The following is an 18,484-nucleotide window of genomic DNA, read 5'->3' as shown; positions in this document are numbered from 1 at the left end:
CATGGACGAAAATGTGAAGAAGACAGCAGATAAGATGGTGGGGTCAGGAAAAACCGAAGAGGAGCAGATTACAGAAAAGAAGACAGAAGAATTAGCTGCGGAATTTGAGGAAAAGTTAGGAAAGCTTTTGCTGCTGGCAAAAAAGAAACGGAATGTGCTGGAGAATCAGGAGATTCTTGATTTCTTTGCTGAAGATAAGCCGGATTCGGACAAGCTGGATCAGATCTTTGATTTTCTGGATTCGAATAAAGTGGATGTTCTTCAGATCAATGCGGAAGAATTAGAACTTGATGAAGACCTTTTTGTGGAGGAGGATATTGAGGAAGAGGAAGAGATTGATATGGAAAGTATCGACTTATCTGTTCCTGAAGGCGTCAGTGTAGAAGACCCTGTCCGAATGTATCTGAAAGAAATTGGAAAAGTTCCTCTTCTTTCCAGCGAAGACGAGATTGAGCTTGCCAAGAATATAGAACTGGGCAATGATATTTCAAAGCAAAAGCTGACAGAGGCAAACCTTCGTCTGGTTGTCAGCATTGCAAAACGTTATGTGGGGCGGGGAATGCAGTTTCTGGATCTGATCCAGGAAGGCAATCTTGGTCTTATTAAGGCTGTAGAGAAGTTTGACTACAGAAAAGGTTATAAATTCAGTACCTATGCAACCTGGTGGATCAGACAGGCAATTACAAGAGCCATTGCGGATCAGGCGCGTACGATTCGGATTCCGGTCCATATGGTGGAAACCATTAACCGTCTGGTTCGGGTTTCCAGACAGCTTTTACAGGAGCTTGGACGGGAACCGGTGCCCGAGGAAGTTGCTGCCAGGGCAGATATGCCGGTGGAACGTGTCAGAGAAATCATGAAAGTATCTCAGGAACCTGTTTCCTTAGAGACACCAATTGGAGAGGAAGAAGACAGTCACCTGGGTGATTTTATCCAGGATGACCAGGTGATGGTTCCTGCTGATGCAGCCACCTTTACCATGCTTCATGAACAGTTGATGGAAGTGCTGGACACGCTTACAGAAAGAGAACAAAAGGTGCTTAAACTGCGCTTCGGACTTGATGACGGCAGACCCAGGACTTTAGAAGAAGTTGGAAAAGAATTTAATGTTACAAGAGAACGAATACGACAGATAGAAGCAAAAGCATTGCGTAAACTGCGCCATCCCAGCAGAAGCAAGAAATTGAAAGATTATCTGGATGATTAAAGATACAAGGCGGAGTTCAGGATGAAATTATCAAAGCGTTTGGAAACCATCGCTTCATTTGTGCCGGAAGGAAGCCGGATTGCTGATGTTGGAACCGATCATGGATATATTCCCATTCATCTGGTGCAGGAAAAAAAGGCGAAACACGCCATTGCCATGGATGTAAGACCTGGACCTCTTTTAAGGGCCAGGTCCCATATTGAAGAAGCTGGCCTTACTGAAGCCATTGAAGTCCGTTTAAGCGACGGACTTTTAATGTTAGAAAAAGATGAAGCAGACTGTGTCGTCATTGCCGGAATGGGCGGGGAATTGATGATACATATTCTGGAGCAGGGAAAAAGACTATGGGATCACATTCCTTATTGGGTATTCTCCCCTCAGTCCGAACTTCATAAGATGAGAAAGTTTCTGATGGAACAGTCATTTTCCGTGGAACAGGAGATTATGATAAAGGAAGATGGAAAATACTATATTGTGATGGGGGCAGTGAGAAGACAAGGGCTGACCTCAGATGACAGGGAAATTTCATATCGGTATGGATCTGATTTACTCAGATCAAAAGATTCGGTGCTGAAAGAGTATTTAGAAAAAGAAGAAGAACAGATAAACACCATTCTCAGAGAACTTACTGTAAAAGACAGTGAGTCAGCAAAAAAGAGAATAGCAGAGCTTGAAAAAGAGCTGTCATGGAATAAGGAGGCACAAGATGAGATGCGATGATTTAATGAAAGAACTGGAACATCTGGCGCCCTTAAACTGTGCATGTGACTGGGATAATGTAGGGCTTTTGGCAGGAAGATGCAATAAGGAAGTGAAAAAAGTCTTTCTTGCAGTGGATGCCACCGATGAAATCATAGAAGAAGCAATCCTGTGGGAAGCTGATATGCTCATCACTCATCATCCACTGATTTTTAAACCATTAAAGAAGATCAGTGATACCGATTTCATAGGAAGACGGGTTTTAAAACTGGTTGCAAATGATATATCCTGCTATGCCATGCATACCAACTTTGATTCTGCCCCTGGCTGCATGGCAGACGCAGCGGCAAAAAAGCTGGACCTGACAGGAACAAACATTTTAGAACTGGAAGGCACATTGGGTGAGAATGCCTACGGCATTGGCAGAACCGGATTTTTAAAAAAGAAAATGACAATACGGGAGTTGGCTGGTTTCGTGAAAGAGCGGTTTGCTCTTCCGTTTGTTACTATATATGGAGAGAGTGCTCTGGAAGGGGCTGTTGATTTTGTGGCTATCAGCCCCGGATCAGGAGAAAGCATGATTGCTCCTGCTTTAGAAGCAGGAGCACAGGTGCTTATAACAGGAGATATAGGGCATCACAGCGGGATTGATGCGGCAGCCAGCCATATGGCAGTGATTGATGCCGGTCATTATGGGCTGGAATACCTTTTTCTTGATTTTATGGAGAATTATTTAAAGAATCAGGTCACATCATTGACCATTAAAAAGGCTGGTGTCCTATTTCCTCAGACATTGATATAAGGAGGCAGCATATGGCAATTGTTACGATTCAGGGAATTGCAAAGGAATACCCTTTAGGAACCACCTATCAGGAGATAGCATGGGAATATCAGCCCCAATATGAAAATGATATTTTGCTGGTCAGCGTAAACGGTAAGTTGCGAGAACTTCATAAGACGGTTCAGTTTGACTGCAATCTTCATTTTTTCACAGCCAATGACCAGCCTGGAATACGGACCTATCATCGAAGTGCGATCTTTCTTATGATGAAAGCGTTTTATGATGTGGTTGGTACAGAAAAGGTGGAAAAGGTAACGGTTGATTTTACAATTGGCAAGGGATATTATATTGAACCCCATGGGGAGTTTGTTCTGACAGAGGAATTGATAGAACGGGTAAAAAAACGGATGAAAGAATATGTAAGTCAGGAAATCCCCATTATGAAGAGAAGTGAGAATACAGACGATGCGATTGATCTGTTTCATAAGCACCGGATGTATGACAAGGAACGTCTGTTCCGTTATCGCCGGGTTTCCCGGGTCAATATTTACAGCATCGGCAGTTTTGAAGATTATTACTATGGATACATGGTACAGAATACCGGTTATATTAAAGTGTTTGATCTGATTTTGTTTGATGAAGGATTTATGCTGATGCTTCCCACCAAAGAAAAACCAAAAGAGATTCCTCCCTTTGAAGTGGAAAAAAAGCATAAACTTTACCAGGTATTAAAAGAAAGTGTGAAGTGGGGAGAACGGCTTCATGTTTCCCATGTAGGTGCGCTCAATGAAAAGATTGCAGAAGGCAATATTAGTGATTTAATCCTGATTCAGGAAGCACTTCAGGAGAAGAAAATTGCGGAAATTGCGGAACGGATTGGTTCCGATAAAAGTAAGAAGTTCGTTATGATTGCAGGTCCGTCATCTTCTGGAAAAACTACATTCTCCCATCGCTTATCGGTGCAGTTAAAGGCAATGGGAATGATTCCTCACCCAATTGCAGCAGACGATTATTTTGTAAACCGGGTGGACAGTCCGAAAAATCCCGATGGAAGCTACAATTTTGAGGTATTGGAAAGTCTGGATATTAAGCAGTTTAATAAGGATATGGTCGATCTTCTTGCAGGAAAGACTGTGGAAATGCCCAGATATCAGTTTAAAACAGGTGTCAGGGAATACCATGGAGATTATTTGAAACTTGGAAAAGATGATATCCTGGTGATTGAAGGAATTCATTGTCTCAATGACAAGCTGTCTTATTCCCTTCCGGAAGAAAGTAAATTTAAAGTTTATGTGAGCGCTTTGACTCAGCTTAATATTGATGAGCACAACCGGATTCCTACCACAGACTGCCGTCTGATCCGCAGAATGGTAAGAGATGCCAGAACACGAGGCGCTTCTGCCCAGGATACCATCCGGATGTGGCCGGGAGTCCGCCATGGAGAAGAATCCTATATCTTTCCTTTCCAGGAGTCGGCAGATATGATGTTTAATTCGGCTACTGTTTATGAACTTGCGGTTCTTAAACAGTTTGCAGAGCCTCTGCTTTTTGGAATTCCAAGAGAGTCACCGGAATATATGGAAGCAAAACGGCTTTTGAAATTCCTGGATTATTTTCTTGGGGTAAACAGCGAAGACATTCCACGCAACTCCATTGTCCGTGAATTTATTGGAGGAAGTTGTTTCAGGGTTTAAGGTATTGCTTTACAAAGTTAAAAATATGTGATAAGCTATTATAGTTTTGAGTAAGACAAATGGTCGCAGCTGCTGAGCCGAAAGGCTGCAGGTGAGGAAAGTCCGGGCTTCGCAGGGCAAGGATGCCAGATAACGTCTGGCGGAGGTGACTCCAGGGAAAGTGCAACAGAAATATACCGCCGCTTTATGCGGTAAGGGTGGAAAGGTGGTGTAAGAGACCACCGCTCTCCTGGTAACAGGAGAGGCCATGTAAACCCCATCCGAAGCAAGACCGAACAGGGAGCATAAGGCTGCCCGTCTGCTCCCGGGTAGGTCGCTTGAGCCTGCTGGTGACGGCAGGCCTAGATAGATGGCCATTCAATGACATAACCCGGCTTATCGTCTTACTCAGAACATTAAAATTTTCATATCAGACATTATAAAGGTCATGGGATTTTCCTCTCATGACCTTTTTTATGCTCTTGACAATCAGAAGAAAATCTGAGTTAATTAATAGAAAAGCATCTGGAGGCAGACCATGGCGACAATAAAAGAACTGGCAAAATGCTGCGGTGTATCCGTTGCCACAGTATCGAATATATTGAATCATAAACCTGGGGCAAGCGAGAAGACGAGAAAGATGGTATTGGAGATGGCTGAAAAGCTGGATTATACTCCCAATATTGTTGCAAAAAATTTAAAGCTCCAAAAGACAAGAAGCATTGGTGTTATTGCAGAGGATATGACCATATTCAGCATTCCAGATATCATTGATGGGGTTACCCACTATTGTCAGGAACAGGAGTATCAGATTCTGCTGACAAATTTAAGATTATTTAAAAAGTACAATGATACCTATTACGATCAGGAAGGGTATTATGAACAAGTCAGGCTTGAGATTAAAAAACTGATGGAGAAACAGGTGGAAGGGATTATCTATGTTGCAGCTCATGAACGGGTGATTCGCTGTATCCCTGAAACACTGCCGATTCCTGCAGTCATGGCTTATGGATATTCCAAAAGCAATAAGATTCCCTCTGTTGTTGTCGATGATGTTCATGGCGCATCGGAGATACTCACATATCTGGTGGAACAGGGCCATAGAAGAATCGGTGTAATAACAGGAAAAACGGATAGTCTGCATTCCCAGGCAAGGCTGATTGGATATCAGCAGGTTCTTTTTCAAAACCGGATTTTATATGATCCCGGACTGATAGCAGAAGGAGATTGGAGCAGAGAGTCTGGATACCGGTGCACAGATCTGCTTTTGAAAAAAGAAGTAACCGCAATTTTTTGCATGAATGATTTGATGGCTGGCGGAGTTTATGACAGAATGGAGGAATTGGGGCTTAAAGCAGGGAAAGATATTTCTTTGGCTGGATACGATGATCGGGAACTGTCCGCATATTATCGTCCTCCTCTTACTACCATCCGCCTTCCTCTTCATGATATCGGATATAAAGCCAGCCAGCTGATGATTGAGCTTTTAAAAGGTGGCAGTGTGGATGCGGATTCTGAGAATGTCTGCTACGTGGAATGCCAGCGGCTTGTCCGGGAATCAGTAAAAGACATTACATAATGAATCAATGAATATAATTAGAGCAGGGGAGTAGCTGGATTTTGCCAGATAACCTCCCTGCTTTTTTAATGGGAAGAAGGAAAAAGCATCCATGTGACTATGCTACAAATTATTACAATATATGTGAAAAGTCTACATTGTTAAACGATTAAAACTACAACTGTATTGTGCATATATACTTTACATAATAAAAAGTGTGTGATATTATACAATTATTACAGCTTTTAATAGTGATAATGACGATCAAAATATCAGAATATACAATCAATAATCAGAATATTTATATAGCATATTAAACGTTTAACCTAAGAAGGAAGGAGGATGAAGCAGAAAAGAAAACATCCGGATTATACGGATCTGGATTGGTAGAGTGATTGGGGAAAGGAAGGTTTATAAATGAAAAAATGGGGATTAGCATTTTTACTGTGTATGGGGCTGACTGCATCGGTAATGGTTGGTTGCGGCAATGGAAAATCAGAGGATGCGGCTGTTTCCAATAAAGGCGTGTCATCCGCCGGAAAGAAATCCATGGAAGTGGGAGGGGATGATGTGACAGAATTAAATGTCTGGACGTTCATCGAACTTCATCAGGATTTTTATGTTGCAATGGCTGAAAATGGAATGAAGCCCATCCGGATAAAAAGGTGAAACTGGTTTTGAGTAACATGCCTTATGATGATATGCACAACAAATTATCTCTTGCTCTGGAATCGGGAGAGGGAGCACCGGATGTGGTGGATATTGAGCTTGGAAAGTTTCCGGCATTTATGGTTGGAAACATTGGTCTTATGGAGCTGAACAATAGCCTAGATCCATATAGAGAAAATATTGTAAAATCAAGATTGGACATCTATACCAAGGCTGAGAAAGAATATGGGCTGCCGACTCATGTGGGAACTACGGTGGCTTTTTATAATGAAACGCTGTTAAAAGAAGCCGGAATTGATTATAAGGAGATAAAAATCTGGGATCAGTTTAAAGAAGCGGGTGTAAAGTATCATGAAGTTACGGGAAAATACTTCTCCTGTGTGGAGACGTCGGCTCAGTGGATGGTGAATCTTATGCTGGCACAAAAAGGAGGAGATTATATTGATCCGGATGGCAGGCTTAATCTGACCAGCAAAGAGATGACAGAAGTTCTGGAGTACATAAAAGGAATGCAGCAGACTGGAGCATTTGCCACCATTCCCGGAGGGCAGCCGGACAATGAAGAGGCATATCCGTTTTATAACTCTGGGGAATATGCGGTTCAGATCATGCCGTTTTGGCAGACTTCCAGATACGTCAATTATATCGGTGATTTAAAGAAGCAGGTTGCAATTGCCAATGTGCCCGTATGGAATGAAAATGACGGGGAAGTCAAAACCATTGGAGGAGGAGGCACTGGAACAGCCATTATAAAATCAGGTAAACATGCGCAATTGGCGGCAGAGGTTATGGCTTTTATTAATCTCTCAGAAGAATCCAACAGGGAAGTCTGGAATGTTCTTGGTTTTGATCCGGTTAATACGGCTGTGTGGACAGACGAAGAACTGACACAGAATCCAGATAATCAGTATATCCAGTATTTTTCCAATGCGCCCTTTGATCCTCTGCTTAAAACCAAGGACAGTATCGGCATATTGCAGGCGTATACGGATGAAAAATACCCTTCTATTAATAATGAATTCTGCAATGTAACGCTTAACAGTATTTTTGAAGATGGAGTAGATGTAACAGAAGCACTGAAAAGATCCCAGGAAACTTTGGATAACGAATTTAAAGAAAAGTAGTTTGTATTGAAAAAGAGGGATATAAAATGAAAAAAATTCTTTAAAAAAAAAGATTGCTCCTTATGTGTTTCTCTGTCCTTTTGTATTAACCGTGTTATTGTTTTGGATTGTTCCAGTTTATAATGGCATTTTATTGAGCTTTCAGGATGTTTTGAAAGAAAAGTGGGTGGGATTTGATAATTATGCCCGACTGCTGTCGGATAAGATCTTTGTAAAAGCATTATGGAACAGCTTTAAGTATATGTTGGGAACCCTTGCTTTGTTAATTCCCTTTCCCATGTTATTTGCAACACTGCTCAACAGTAAACTGATGAAAAGAACAGACTTCTTTAAATCTGTTTATTTTATACCGGCACTGACTTCGGTTGTGGTAGCAGGAACCATCTTTCGCCTTCTGATTGTGGGATCTGTTTTTTCTGTTATTCCTATCTTTCTTCTGTTTGTGGCATTTCAGAAATATTTTGTAGAGGGAATGATGGCGGGAGCGGTAAAAGGATAAGAAAAAGAAAGAATTTTCCAGGGAAGCTTGAAGGATTCCTCTTCTGACGGTATAATAGAGGCGTTATAATCCATAACAATATCTATTATACAGATCGGAGGAGACTATGGCTGTCAGACAGATAACAGGCAGGCGTTTGAATGAATATGTAACAGATTATGTTGTTTTTGATTTGGAGACAACAGGAATCAGTGTTCAGGAAGATACCATTATTGAAATTTCAGCAATCAAGGTAAAGGGACAAAAGCCGGTGGAAGAATTCACCTCTCTTGTGAATCCCGGGACTCATATTCCGGCGGGAGCCACTAATGTCAATGGAATTACCGATGATATGGTCCGTTCTGCACCCATGCTTCACGAAGTGCTTCCGGACTTCCTTTCTTTTATTGAAGGAGAGGTTTTAGTAGGACATAATATTCAGTCTTTTGATCTCCCATTTATTTATAAAGCTGCAAAAGAGTTGTTGGAGAAAGAAGTGGTCAACGATTATGTGGATACACTTTTTATGGCAAGAGAGTGTCTGCCCCAGCTCAGACGTCACCGGCTTGTTGATATTTCTGCTTATTTTCATATTGATACGCAGGGTGCTCACAGGGCGTTGAATGATTGTGCAATGAATCAGCAATGCTTTGAGCGGATGGGAAAGCTTCCCAGAGAGAAAAAGGCTGCAGAAATCTGTCCTCAATGCGGATCGGAACTTAGAAAACGAAGCGGAAGATTTGGGGATTTTTATGGCTGTACCAATTACCCCAGTTGCCGGTTTACTAAAAATGCGTAGCTGTTCGTTTTAGAGAGAAAGGTTTGTGAATGAATTTTGTAATGAAAAGAGCAGATATACATAACTATAAGGCAATGGCTGATGTGATTCAGTCTGTGTGGCTGGAAATCAACAATAAAGACTGGTTTGTTGCCGATGATCCTGAGAATCTACGGCTTCTGTTAGAGGAAGGGAATGGCTTGGGATATCAGGCGGTGGAAGAGGAATCGGGAGCACTGGCAGGAGTGCTTTTCGTTGCTTTTCCCGGGGCAGGAGAAGAAAATATGGGGAAGGATATAGGGATTTCAGAAGAAGAGCTTCCCAAAGTTGCCCATATGGAATCGGTTGCCATTCTTCCGGAGTACCGTGGACATGGTTTGCAGTACAGGCTGATGCTGGAGGGAGAAGAAGAGTTAAAACGAAGAGGATACCAGTATCTGATGTGTACCATTCATCCGGATAACCAGTTCAGCAAAAACAATGCGATTCGTCAGGGGTATGAAGTAATGGCAACAAAAGAAAAATATGGGGGATTTCTCAGGGATATCCTATTGAAAAGAATATAAGAAAAGCAGTTTAACTCTGAAATTCAAAACCCGGTGCACAGGCTGACATAAGATCAGCTTCACCGGGTTTTCTGCTATTTTGTATATTTTTCCTCGCAGTACATGCAGCGGTAAGTTTCCTTTTTTTCATCGGACAGATAAAAGATCTGGGGCAGCCCCTGTTCGATGGAGGTAATACAGCGTGGATTTTTACAGGGAATAACATTGGTGATTTTTTGAGGAAGGCTAAGCGCCTTTTTTTCAACAATTTCGTTATCCCGGATAATATTAACCGTAATGTTATGATCAATATAGCCCAGAATATCTAAATCAATGTGGTTTAATCCACCTTCGATCTTTATGATGTCTTTTTTTCCCATTTTGTTGCTCCGGGCATTTTTTATAATTGCCACCTGACAGTCCAGCTTGTCCAGTCCCAGATTATAATAGATATCCAGACTTTTTCCGGCTTCAATATGATCTAATACAATCCCTTCTTTTAATCCGCTTATATTTAACATGATTTTTCTACCTCCAGTAATGTCATGATCAGAGCCATTCGCACATAAACCCCATACTGCGCCTGCTTAAAGTAAGCGGCTCTTGGATCTTCGTCGATTTCTACAGATATTTCATTAACCCTTGGGAGAGGGTGAAGAATATACATATCTTCTTTCGCCAGTTTCATCTTCTTCGTGTCCAGAATGTAGCAGTCTTTTAAACGGATATAATCTTCTTCATTGAAGAAACGTTCCTTTTGAACTCTGGTCATATAAAGGATATCTAAATCCGGCATGGCATCGTCAAGACTGTCCATTTCAACAAATTCAATATGATTGGCCTGTAATACATCTTCCCGGATATATTCCGGAATACGCAGTTCAGGAGGGGAGATTAAGACGAATTTAATGTTTTCGTAGCGAACCAGTGCGTTGATGAGAGAATGAACGGTGCGCCCGAATTTAAGATCACCGCATAATCCAATGGTTAAATCATTTAAACGGCCTTTTAAAGAACGGATAGAGAGCAGATCAGTAAGTGTCTGGGTGGGGTGTTGGTGTCCGCCGTCTCCGGCATTGATGACCGGAATACCAGAATGTCTGGCGGCTACTAAAGGAGCACCTTCTTTGGGATGTCTCATGGCACAGATGTCTGCGTAGCAGGAGATAATCCGGATGGTATCGGAAACACTTTCCCCTTTTGCGGCAGAACTGGAATCAGCAGAAGAAAAGCCCAGTACACTACCCCCCAGATTCAGCATTGCTGCTTCGAAACTTAAACGGGTTCTTGTACTTGGCTCATAGAATAAAGTCGCTAATTTTTTTCCATCACATACATGGGAATATTTGGGAAGATTATTTTCAATATCTTTTGCCAGATCTAAAAGCTTCCCGGTTTCTTCCGCGCTAAAGTCTAACGGGTTAAGTAAATGTCTCATAAGAATCTCCTTTATCCACTGAGTTATGATTTCAAATTCTATCCCATTATATAGTATTCACTGGAATATTTCCACACTTTTTTTAAAATTATGCTATAATCCTTTTTAAAAGGAAAAAACCAATTTTTTCCTTTGGTGCTGTAAGGAAGATGTAAGGAAGATTAAGAAAATAACCTATGACCAACAGCGAAAGCATGTTGTATAATGTGAGTGCAAAAGAATGTTAGGAGGTAACTGTATTGGCGGAAAAAAAGACACCGATGATTGAAGTAAAAAATCTTTTTAAGGTGTACAAAGTTGGAGATACCAAAGTCTATGCGCTAAACGGTGTGGACTTTACCATATATAAAGGAGAATTCTGTGCGATAGTCGGTCCTTCCGGCTCCGGTAAATCCACGCTCCTTAATATGATGGCAGGTCTTGAAAAACCTTCAAAGGGAGAGATCGTCATAGGCGGTCATCACATAGAAAAACTGACAGAGAACCAACTGGTTGCTTTTCGCAGAAAGCATGTAGGCTTTATCTTCCAGTCCTATAACTTGATTAAGACGTTAAATGCAGAAGAGAATGTGGCAATGCCTCTTTCCTTCCGTGGGGTTCCAAGAAAAACCAGGAACGAAAAGGCCAGAGAATATATAAAGCTTGTAGGACTTGAAAAGCAAATGAAGCATATGGCAAATGAGATGTCTGGAGGCCAGCAGCAGAGAGTGGGAATTGCCAGGGCGCTTGCTGCCGATCCAAAGATTATATTTGCGGATGAGCCCACCGGCAATCTGGATTCCAAGACTACAAAAGAAATACTGAATCTCATGCAGAAGATTGTCAGGGAACAGAATCAGACCCTGGTCATGGTTACTCATGATAACTATATTGCAAAATTTGCAGACAGACAATTCCATATCGTAGACGGAAAAATATTTAAGATTGAGGAGCAGCATCATGAAGACACAAAGGAGGACAATAAAAATGAACAAAGTTAGAAAGGGTGTTTTGTGGCTGCTTACGTTGGTCATGATTATTTCAGCCGTTCCCGGTTCTGCATTTGCCCAGTACGATGTGAGCCAGAATACATATATTGATGCCAGAAAAACGTTATCTGGAAAAACAGGGGAGAAGACAACCCTGAATCTTATTTTTACCAATAAAGCAGGGTATGATTTAAAAGGTGTTGCAGTCATGTTCGATAAAGGCGTTGCGAGAGATGAATTTGAAGCAACATCCGATGCTGCTGAAGAGACCGCAGTCAGCAATGGCTCCATGTTTCCTTTTGAGATCAGTTCCAGCACCTTTGATGCTAAAATCTTAGGAACCGTAAAACAGGACAGTTCCAAGACGTTTTCCCTTACGGCAAGGGTGAGGCGGGATCTCTCCGAGGGATATTATACCGTTCCCCTTTTAATTAAAACCGGCGGCGATGAGTTCAGACGGGAAAGAGTTAATATCTGGATCACCAAATCCTCAGGCACCACTGCATCAGGAAGTACGGACGGAACCATTCAGTTTGAACTGGGAGAGAACCAGAGCACTCCTTTTGGAACCTATCCCAGTGTCATGGATTACAACATGAATGTAAGGAACTCCTCAGAGCTTACAGCATTTGATGTAAACATCCGCATGACTCTTGATCAGGACAGCACCAAATTCCCTTTTGATATCAATGATGGGAATTATACAAAGCACTATGACCGGATTGGCGGCGGAGAGACTGTGGCAGTGCCTTACAGCTTAAGCATCCGGAAGGAAGTATACAGCGGATATTATCCCATTGCCTTTACCATTGAATACCGGGACAGTACAGAAGGAGATGTTCAGAAGGCACAGGGGACTTTCTATGTCAAGATACAGAATAAAGAAAAGGAAGAAGATACAAAAGAATTCAATGCCAACGACAGAACAAAAGCGAGGCTGATTGTAGATGGATTTAAGACCAATCCGGAGACTGTCTACGCAGGTGATGAATTTGAACTGACGCTGTATATGAAAAATGCTTCTGAGAATGTGGCTGCCAGCAATATTCTTTTTAGTCTGGAATCAGAAAAGGTTTCAGACAGTGCTGTATTCACCACGGATTCCAGCTCTTCGGCCATTGTGGTAAATTCTCTGGGGGCAGGTCAGACTACGGATGTTAAGGTGAAGATGCGTGCAGGAGCCTGGGTTGACCAACGGACCTATAGCCTCACCATCAATGAGAAGTACGACAGCCCTGAATTTAAGAATGCAGAAGAGAAGGTTTCTGTAAACATTCCTGTCAGGCAGGAAGCACGCCTTAATACCGGTACTATTGATATTATGCCAGACAGCATCAGTGTAGGATCAGAAACAAATGTGATGTTCCCTATTAATAATACAGGTAAGGTTCTTCTTTATAATGTTATGGTTAATTTTGTAGGCGATACCATTCAGCAGACCAGCACTTATGTTGGAAATATAAAGCCAGGCGAGACTGGCAACGTAGATGCCATGGTCACTGGCTCCGCAGCCACTGCAGACGATGGAAAGATTAAGGTTTTAATTACCTATGAAGATGAAAATGGTGTGGTCAGTGATCCCATTGAAAAAGAAATTACGCTTACAGTCACGGAAGCGTCGGACATTGATACCGGTATGGAAGATATTGGAGTGTCTCCGGCAGATGCAGCTCCACAGGGAATTGCCAGATACAGAAGAATTATTATTGGTGCTGTAATTGTGATTCTGGCGGCAGGACTTACCGGTGCAGTGATTATTCTTAAGAAGCGTAAAATGAAAAAGGCAGAAGCAGAAGAGGGCGTAGAGGATGAGATTTAGCGATTTGCTGACCATGAGTGTCAACAATCTAAGGCGCAGAAAACTGAGAACGTTTTTAACCGTACTGGGTGTTTTGATCGGGACTGCTTCCATTGTGGTTATGGTATCTTTGGGAATTGGTTTTAATCAGCTTACCATGGAACAGATTGCTTCTTCCGGAAGTCTGACAGAGATATCTATTTATTCCAATGGTGGTCAGGCAGATGGAGGAAAAGATCCGGACTACATGACCGATGATGTGATAAAACAGTTTGAAGGAATTCAATATGTCACCTCTGTATCACCGCTGCTTGAGTCGGATATCCTGATCAAACAAGGTGCTTATCAGGCCAATATAACCCTGATAGGAGTTACCCAGGAATACTTGAAAAACATTCCGCTGAAAGAGGGGAAACTACCAGAGGCAGGCAAAAAAGAAGTTCAGTTGGTTATTGGCAATATGGTTGCAAGAAGATTTTCCAATCCGAAAAGCAATAAGAATTATTATGATGATCCTTCCAGCATTCCGGATATTGATTTCATGAATCGTCCTCTTTTTGTTATTTTTGATATGGACGCATATTATCAGTCCCAGAGCGGGGGAGCTTCCGATGAAAAAAACCCGGTAAAACCACCAAAGAAATACCTGCTTCCAGCCAGTGGTCTGGTAGAAGGTGGTGAGGAAGATTATAACACTTACAGCTATGATGTGTATACGGATATTGACGCATTAAAAACCCAGTTAAAGCAGGTTTTTAAGAAAAAGCCAATTCCTAACCAGCCCACAACAAAAAAAGGAAAGCCTTATAATTATTTTATTTATAATCAGGCAGTTGTCCAGGTAGATGATATGAGCCATGTGACAGAGGTACAAAAAATCATTACTGATATGGGATTTCAGGCAAATAGTAATATGGAATGGCTGGAACAGTCCCAGAAGCAGGCAAAGATGGTCCAGGCGCTTTTAGGCGGAATTGGAGCAGTCTCTCTTTTTGTCGCAGCGATTGGAATTGCCAATACCATGATGATGTCCATCTATGAGAGAACAAAAGAGATTGGTATTTTAAAGGTTCTGGGATGTGATATGAACAATATCAGAAATATGTTTCTTCTGGAGTCAGGCTTTATTGGTTTTATGGGAGGCGTGACCGGAATTATATTCAGTTACAGTGTTTCCTTTATTATTAATAAATTTGTCTCCGGTCATATGACCGATCTTGCAGGAGGATTATCGAGAATTCCTCTCTGGCTGACTATGATGGCAATTGGATTTGCTGTTGTGGTTGGAATGGCAGCAGGCTTTTTCCCTGCACTGAGAGCCATGAAGCTAAGTCCGCTGGCAGCAATACGCAACGATTAGGAAAGTGCAAAAAATACTTGCATTTTATATAAGGATACGATATGATGTTTAACAAGGTCGTGCGACTGGCGGATAAGTGGAGATAACCACGGGGAGCACGATACATTTTAAAGCCGACCGCCTGGGCACCGCTATTGGGATGCCCAGGCGGTTTTTTGCGTGCAAGCGATGAAGGAGGACCAAATTATATGAATTTGATTTCTTTAAAAGACGACTTAAAAAACAATTGTTATCCGGGAAGAGGAATTGTGATTGGAAGAACACCGGATGGAACAAAGGCTGTGTCTGCGTATTTTATTATGGGTAGAAGTGAGAACAGCAGGAACCGTGTATTTGTGGAAGATGGGGAAGGAATCCGCACCCAGGCGTTTGATCCTGCCAGGCTCACTGACCCAAGTCTTATTATTTATGCACCGGTACGGGTATTGGGGAATGAAACCATTGTAACCAATGGAGATCAGACGGATACGGTTTACGAGGGATTAACGAAAGGACTTACCTTTGAGCAGTCTCTTCGTTCCAGACGGTTTGAGCCGGATTGCCCTAATTACACCCCCCGTATATCTGGACTGCTTCATGTAGATGGCGGTTTTTATTATGCCATGTCTATCCTTAAAAGCAATCATGGAAATCCTGATTCATGCAATCGCTATACCTTTACTTATGAGAATCCAGCAGCAGGAGAGGGACATTTCATTCACACCTACTTACATGATGGAAATCCCCTAAAAAGTTTTGAGGGGGAACCCAGGCTGGTGGGTATGGATGATGATATTGATACATTTACTAAAATGATATGGGAAAGCTTAAATGAAGAGAATAAAGTATCCCTGTTTGTGAGATACATGGATATAAAGACCCGTTCCTATGAAACCAGGATCGTAAACAAGAATCAATAGGAGAATGAGAATGAACCAATTAGAATTAAAATATGGCTGTAACCCCAATCAGAAACCGTCCCGAATCTATATGCAGGAGGGAGCTGAGCTTCCGATTAAAGTATTAAGCGGACGTCCTGGATATATTAACTTTTTGGATGCATTTAACGGCTGGCAGCTTGTAAAAGAGCTAAAAGAAGCCACTGTGCTACCTGCAGCAACTTCCTTTAAACATGTTTCCCCTGCAGGAGCGGCAGTAGGAATTCCCCTCAATTCCGTGTTGAAGAACATTTACTGGGTCCAGGATATGGAAGAGCTTACGCCTCTTGCAAGCGCTTATGCCAGAGCAAGGGGAGCGGATCGTATGTCTTCTTTTGGAGATTTTATTGCCCTGTCTGACATTTGTGATGTGGATACTGCAAAGCTGATTAAGAGAGAAGTTTCTGATGGCGTGATTGCCCCTGGATTTGAACCGAAAGCTCTTGAGATATTAAAGGCGAAGAAAAACGGGAATTATAATGTAATTGAGATTGATCCGTCTTATGTACCGGAATCTCTGGAGAGAAAGCAGGTCTATGGGATTGTATTTGAACAGGGAAGGAATGAGTTAAAGATCAATGAAGAGCTTTTAAAGGAAATTGTTACGGACAATCACAATATTCCGGACGATGCCAAAAGAGATTTGATTATTTCACTGATTACTTTAAAATACACCCAGTCCAACTCTGTCTGCTATGTCAAAGACGGACAGGCAATCGGAATCGGAGCAGGACAGCAGTCGAGAGTTCACTGCACAAGACTTGCGGGCAGCAAAGCAGATAACTGGTTTCTTCGCCAGGCACCCAAGGTTCTTGACCTTCCCTTTGTGGAGGGAATTAAAAGAGCGGACAGGGATAATGCCATTGATGTTTACATTGGAGAAGAATATATGGATGTTCTGGCAGATGGAAGATGGGAGCAAATCTTTCAGATAAAGCCCCCTGTATTCACAAAAGAAGAGAAGCGGGCGTGGCTGGACCAGCTTACCGGCGTTTCTTTAGGCTCTGACGCATTTTTCCCCTTTGGCGATAATATTGACAGAGCAAATAAAAGTGGGGTAACTTATATAGCACAGCCTGGCGGTTCTGTCCGTGACGACCAGGTAATTGAAACCTGTAATAAATATGGTATGGCTATGGCATTTACCGGAATCCGGCTGTTCCACCATTAATAAAACAACCAGACAGGCTTTTCCATTGTTTTTTGCCTCCTGTCTGGTTGTTTTTTTGTGTTTTTGAAGGAGAAAAAAGAAGTACCAGCCAATATTTATTGTAAAAGCACTTTCATGGGCAGGAGAGCATAAAATGAGAGTAAGTAAGTTTAAGGTGGCTTTCTGTGAAAACTTTTCCCAAACCTTTAACTGCGCGAGAGGAACGAGAGTGTCTGGAACGATACCAGGAAGGGGATCAGGAGGCAAGAGCCACACTCATCGAGCGCAATATGCGTCTGGTTGCCCATGTAGCAAAAAAATATCAAAATACAGATTATGATATGGAAGATCTTCTCTCTGTGGGAACCATCGGACTGATTAAAGCCGTTAATACCTTCCATCCAGACAGAGGCTCCAGGTTAGCCACATATGCAGCCAAATGTGTGGAAAATGCTATCCTGTCACAGCGGCTCATGGTTTCATTGTCTCAATTGCTACTCTGCTTTTTTATATTTGTGGATAAGATGGTTTCATTTATAGAATAATCAGGTCTGTTTTTCATATATATAGCAGTATCAGCAGAGAAATAAGGACAAAGATGACAGAGCTCTGTATTTTATGGAGGTATTGATATGGAATTGGAACTATTTTTGAACTATGTAGGCAACAGCTTAAGGATGATCAACTCTGATGTGGAAAAAATCCGATCAAATCTGTATAACAATAATGACGTATTGGATCATATAAGCAGTGAAGTCATTATGCTGGAAAATCATATCCAGTACTTTAGTCAGATTAATCAGGCGGCTGTGGAAGTGGGAGAACCTGAGTTGCCGTCGGAAGAGCCAGAACAGCCGGAGCCAGAAGAACCCCTGATTCCGGAACCGGAACCAGAAACCAGGGTTTTTACATTGGAAGAGCTTGCGCAGTACAATGGACAAAATGGTGCACCTGCCTATGTGGCGGTCAATGGAGTGGTTTATAATGTAACGGATAATCCTCTATGGGCAGGAGGGAATCATTTCTTCGGACTGAGTGCAGGAAGGGATTTGAGCAATGAATTTGCCATGTGCCACCCGGGTGCAATGGTGTTAAGCGTACTTCCGGTAGTGGGAACACTGGCAGCAGAAACGGAGTAACAGATTAGAACTCGTCCGGTCACACCCGTCTCAAGAACGGGTATGACCGGTAACCGCATGAATGAGATCCTGTTTCTGACTGGTGGGACAGGAGAGTTGTTTTACATATTGTAAGACAGCCTGGCTATGCAGGATGGCTGCTTTTTTTTCTAATTCTTTCTGATCTTCCTTGTTTTTTGGATGATATGGGATCATGTTCATG

19 protein-coding genes, 1 other RNA gene, 1 pseudogene and 1 riboswitch are annotated in these 18,484 nt (G+C 42.1%); of the genes and pseudogenes, 18 read left to right on the top strand and 3 right to left on the bottom strand.

The features are described from left to right. The first annotated feature begins 1 nt into the window (after position 1). The 11 genes from rpoD (at position 2) to FAY33_RS02505 (ending at position 9,533) form a co-directional block, all read left to right on the top strand. On the top strand, positions 2-1,207 hold the full coding sequence (gene rpoD / locus FAY33_RS02550) for an RNA polymerase sigma factor RpoD (protein WP_243126539.1): 1,206 nt from the start codon (positions 2-4) through the stop codon (positions 1,205-1,207). A gap of 21 nt (positions 1,208-1,228) precedes the next feature. After that, positions 1,229-1,927, top strand: a complete 699-nt coding sequence (locus tag FAY33_RS02545) for a class I SAM-dependent methyltransferase (RefSeq protein ID WP_143319185.1) — start codon at positions 1,229-1,231, stop codon at positions 1,925-1,927. Then, a complete protein-coding gene (locus FAY33_RS02540; protein WP_143319184.1) occupies positions 1,914-2,708 on the top strand; it encodes a Nif3-like dinuclear metal center hexameric protein in 795 nt (264 codons plus the stop codon). Before FAY33_RS02545 ends, FAY33_RS02540 begins: the two co-directional genes overlap by 14 nt. Before the next feature lie 11 nt (positions 2,709-2,719). Further along, positions 2,720-4,381: a nucleoside kinase gene (locus FAY33_RS02535; RefSeq protein ID WP_143319183.1), complete on the top strand. Its 1,662-nt coding sequence runs from the start codon at positions 2,720-2,722 to the stop codon at positions 4,379-4,381. Positions 4,382-4,428: 47 nt separating this feature from the next. Beyond that, an RNA gene (gene rnpB, locus FAY33_RS02530) (RNase P RNA component class A) lies at positions 4,429-4,775 on the top strand. A 123-nt stretch (positions 4,776-4,898) separates the two neighbouring features. Next, positions 4,899-5,939 carry a LacI family DNA-binding transcriptional regulator gene (locus tag FAY33_RS02525; protein ID WP_143319182.1) on the top strand — a complete coding sequence of 347 codons (1,041 nt, stop codon included), beginning with the start codon at positions 4,899-4,901 and terminating at the stop codon, positions 5,937-5,939. 396 nt (positions 5,940-6,335) lie between these two features. Next, positions 6,336-6,587 (top strand): hypothetical protein, encoded by a 252-nt coding sequence (locus FAY33_RS19855; RefSeq protein WP_243126538.1) that lies wholly within the window; start codon positions 6,336-6,338, stop codon positions 6,585-6,587. A 17-nt stretch (positions 6,588-6,604) separates the two neighbouring features. Further along, the gene (locus FAY33_RS02520; RefSeq protein WP_243126573.1) at positions 6,605-7,711 is read left to right on the top strand and encodes an ABC transporter substrate-binding protein; all 1,107 of its coding nucleotides are present in this window, start codon (positions 6,605-6,607) and stop codon (positions 7,709-7,711) included. Positions 7,712-7,862: 151 nt separating this feature from the next. Then, positions 7,863-8,210 carry a hypothetical protein gene (locus tag FAY33_RS02515; protein WP_243126536.1) on the top strand — a complete coding sequence of 116 codons (348 nt, stop codon included), beginning with the start codon at positions 7,863-7,865 and terminating at the stop codon, positions 8,208-8,210. 106 nt (positions 8,211-8,316) lie between these two features. Next, positions 8,317-8,988, top strand: coding sequence for an exonuclease domain-containing protein (locus FAY33_RS02510; protein ID WP_143319181.1), 672 nt, complete (start codon positions 8,317-8,319; stop codon positions 8,986-8,988). 29 nt (positions 8,989-9,017) lie between these two features. Then, positions 9,018-9,533 (top strand): GNAT family N-acetyltransferase, encoded by a 516-nt coding sequence (locus tag FAY33_RS02505; protein WP_143319180.1) that lies wholly within the window; start codon positions 9,018-9,020, stop codon positions 9,531-9,533. 74 nt (positions 9,534-9,607) lie between these two features. Here FAY33_RS02505 and FAY33_RS02500 read toward each other — a convergent pair whose 3' ends face one another. Together FAY33_RS02500 and pyrB are read right to left on the bottom strand one after the other, a co-directional pair. Then, positions 9,608-10,033, bottom strand: coding sequence for an aspartate carbamoyltransferase regulatory subunit (locus tag FAY33_RS02500; RefSeq protein WP_143319179.1), 426 nt, complete (start codon positions 10,031-10,033; stop codon positions 9,608-9,610). Then, complete coding sequence (gene pyrB, locus FAY33_RS02495; RefSeq protein WP_143319178.1) at positions 10,027-10,950, bottom strand: aspartate carbamoyltransferase; 924 nt, start codon at positions 10,948-10,950, stop codon at positions 10,027-10,029. The genes FAY33_RS02500 and pyrB overlap by 7 nt, the downstream gene beginning before the upstream one ends. Before the next feature lie 260 nt (positions 10,951-11,210). Between pyrB and FAY33_RS02490 the strand changes: the two genes are divergently transcribed. From FAY33_RS02490 to FAY33_RS02460, 7 genes and pseudogenes are all read left to right on the top strand, one after another. Beyond that, a complete protein-coding gene (locus tag FAY33_RS02490; protein WP_143319582.1) occupies positions 11,211-11,930 on the top strand; it encodes an ABC transporter ATP-binding protein in 720 nt (239 codons plus the stop codon). Further along, positions 11,917-13,737: a hypothetical protein gene (locus tag FAY33_RS02485; RefSeq protein WP_143319177.1), complete on the top strand. Its 1,821-nt coding sequence runs from the start codon at positions 11,917-11,919 to the stop codon at positions 13,735-13,737. The genes FAY33_RS02490 and FAY33_RS02485 overlap by 14 nt, the downstream gene beginning before the upstream one ends. Continuing rightward, positions 13,727-15,076 carry an ABC transporter permease gene (locus FAY33_RS02480; protein WP_143319176.1) on the top strand — a complete coding sequence of 450 codons (1,350 nt, stop codon included), beginning with the start codon at positions 13,727-13,729 and terminating at the stop codon, positions 15,074-15,076. Before FAY33_RS02485 ends, FAY33_RS02480 begins: the two co-directional genes overlap by 11 nt. Before the next feature lie 51 nt (positions 15,077-15,127). After that, a riboswitch (ZMP/ZTP riboswitch) is annotated at positions 15,128-15,210 on the top strand. Between the two features lie 54 nt (positions 15,211-15,264). Further along, positions 15,265-15,975: an IMP cyclohydrolase gene (locus FAY33_RS02475; protein WP_143319175.1), complete on the top strand. Its 711-nt coding sequence runs from the start codon at positions 15,265-15,267 to the stop codon at positions 15,973-15,975. A 10-nt stretch (positions 15,976-15,985) separates the two neighbouring features. Further along, positions 15,986-17,164: a phosphoribosylaminoimidazolecarboxamide formyltransferase gene (locus tag FAY33_RS02470; RefSeq protein ID WP_143319174.1), complete on the top strand. Its 1,179-nt coding sequence runs from the start codon at positions 15,986-15,988 to the stop codon at positions 17,162-17,164. 164 nt (positions 17,165-17,328) lie between these two features. Further along, positions 17,329-17,604, top strand: a pseudogene (locus FAY33_RS02465) (sigma-70 family RNA polymerase sigma factor); the annotation flags it as partial. Between the two features lie 171 nt (positions 17,605-17,775). Continuing rightward, positions 17,776-18,282 (top strand): cytochrome b5 domain-containing protein, encoded by a 507-nt coding sequence (locus FAY33_RS02460; protein WP_185967464.1) that lies wholly within the window; start codon positions 17,776-17,778, stop codon positions 18,280-18,282. Positions 18,283-18,312: 30 nt separating this feature from the next. Here the strand turns inward: FAY33_RS02460 and FAY33_RS19245 are convergent, their stop codons facing one another. Further along, positions 18,313-18,483, bottom strand: a complete 171-nt coding sequence (locus tag FAY33_RS19245) for a hypothetical protein (RefSeq protein ID WP_185967463.1) — start codon at positions 18,481-18,483, stop codon at positions 18,313-18,315. Position 18,484 lies beyond the last annotated feature (1 nt).

The sequence above is a fragment of the Clostridium sp. HBUAS56010 genome (assembly GCF_007115105.1).
In the GTDB taxonomy this organism is placed as follows: Bacteria; Bacillota; Clostridia; order Lachnospirales; family Lachnospiraceae; genus Lacrimispora.
The sequence above is the reverse complement of the archived record's forward strand: the minus strand, read 5'-3'. Positions and strand labels throughout refer to the sequence as shown.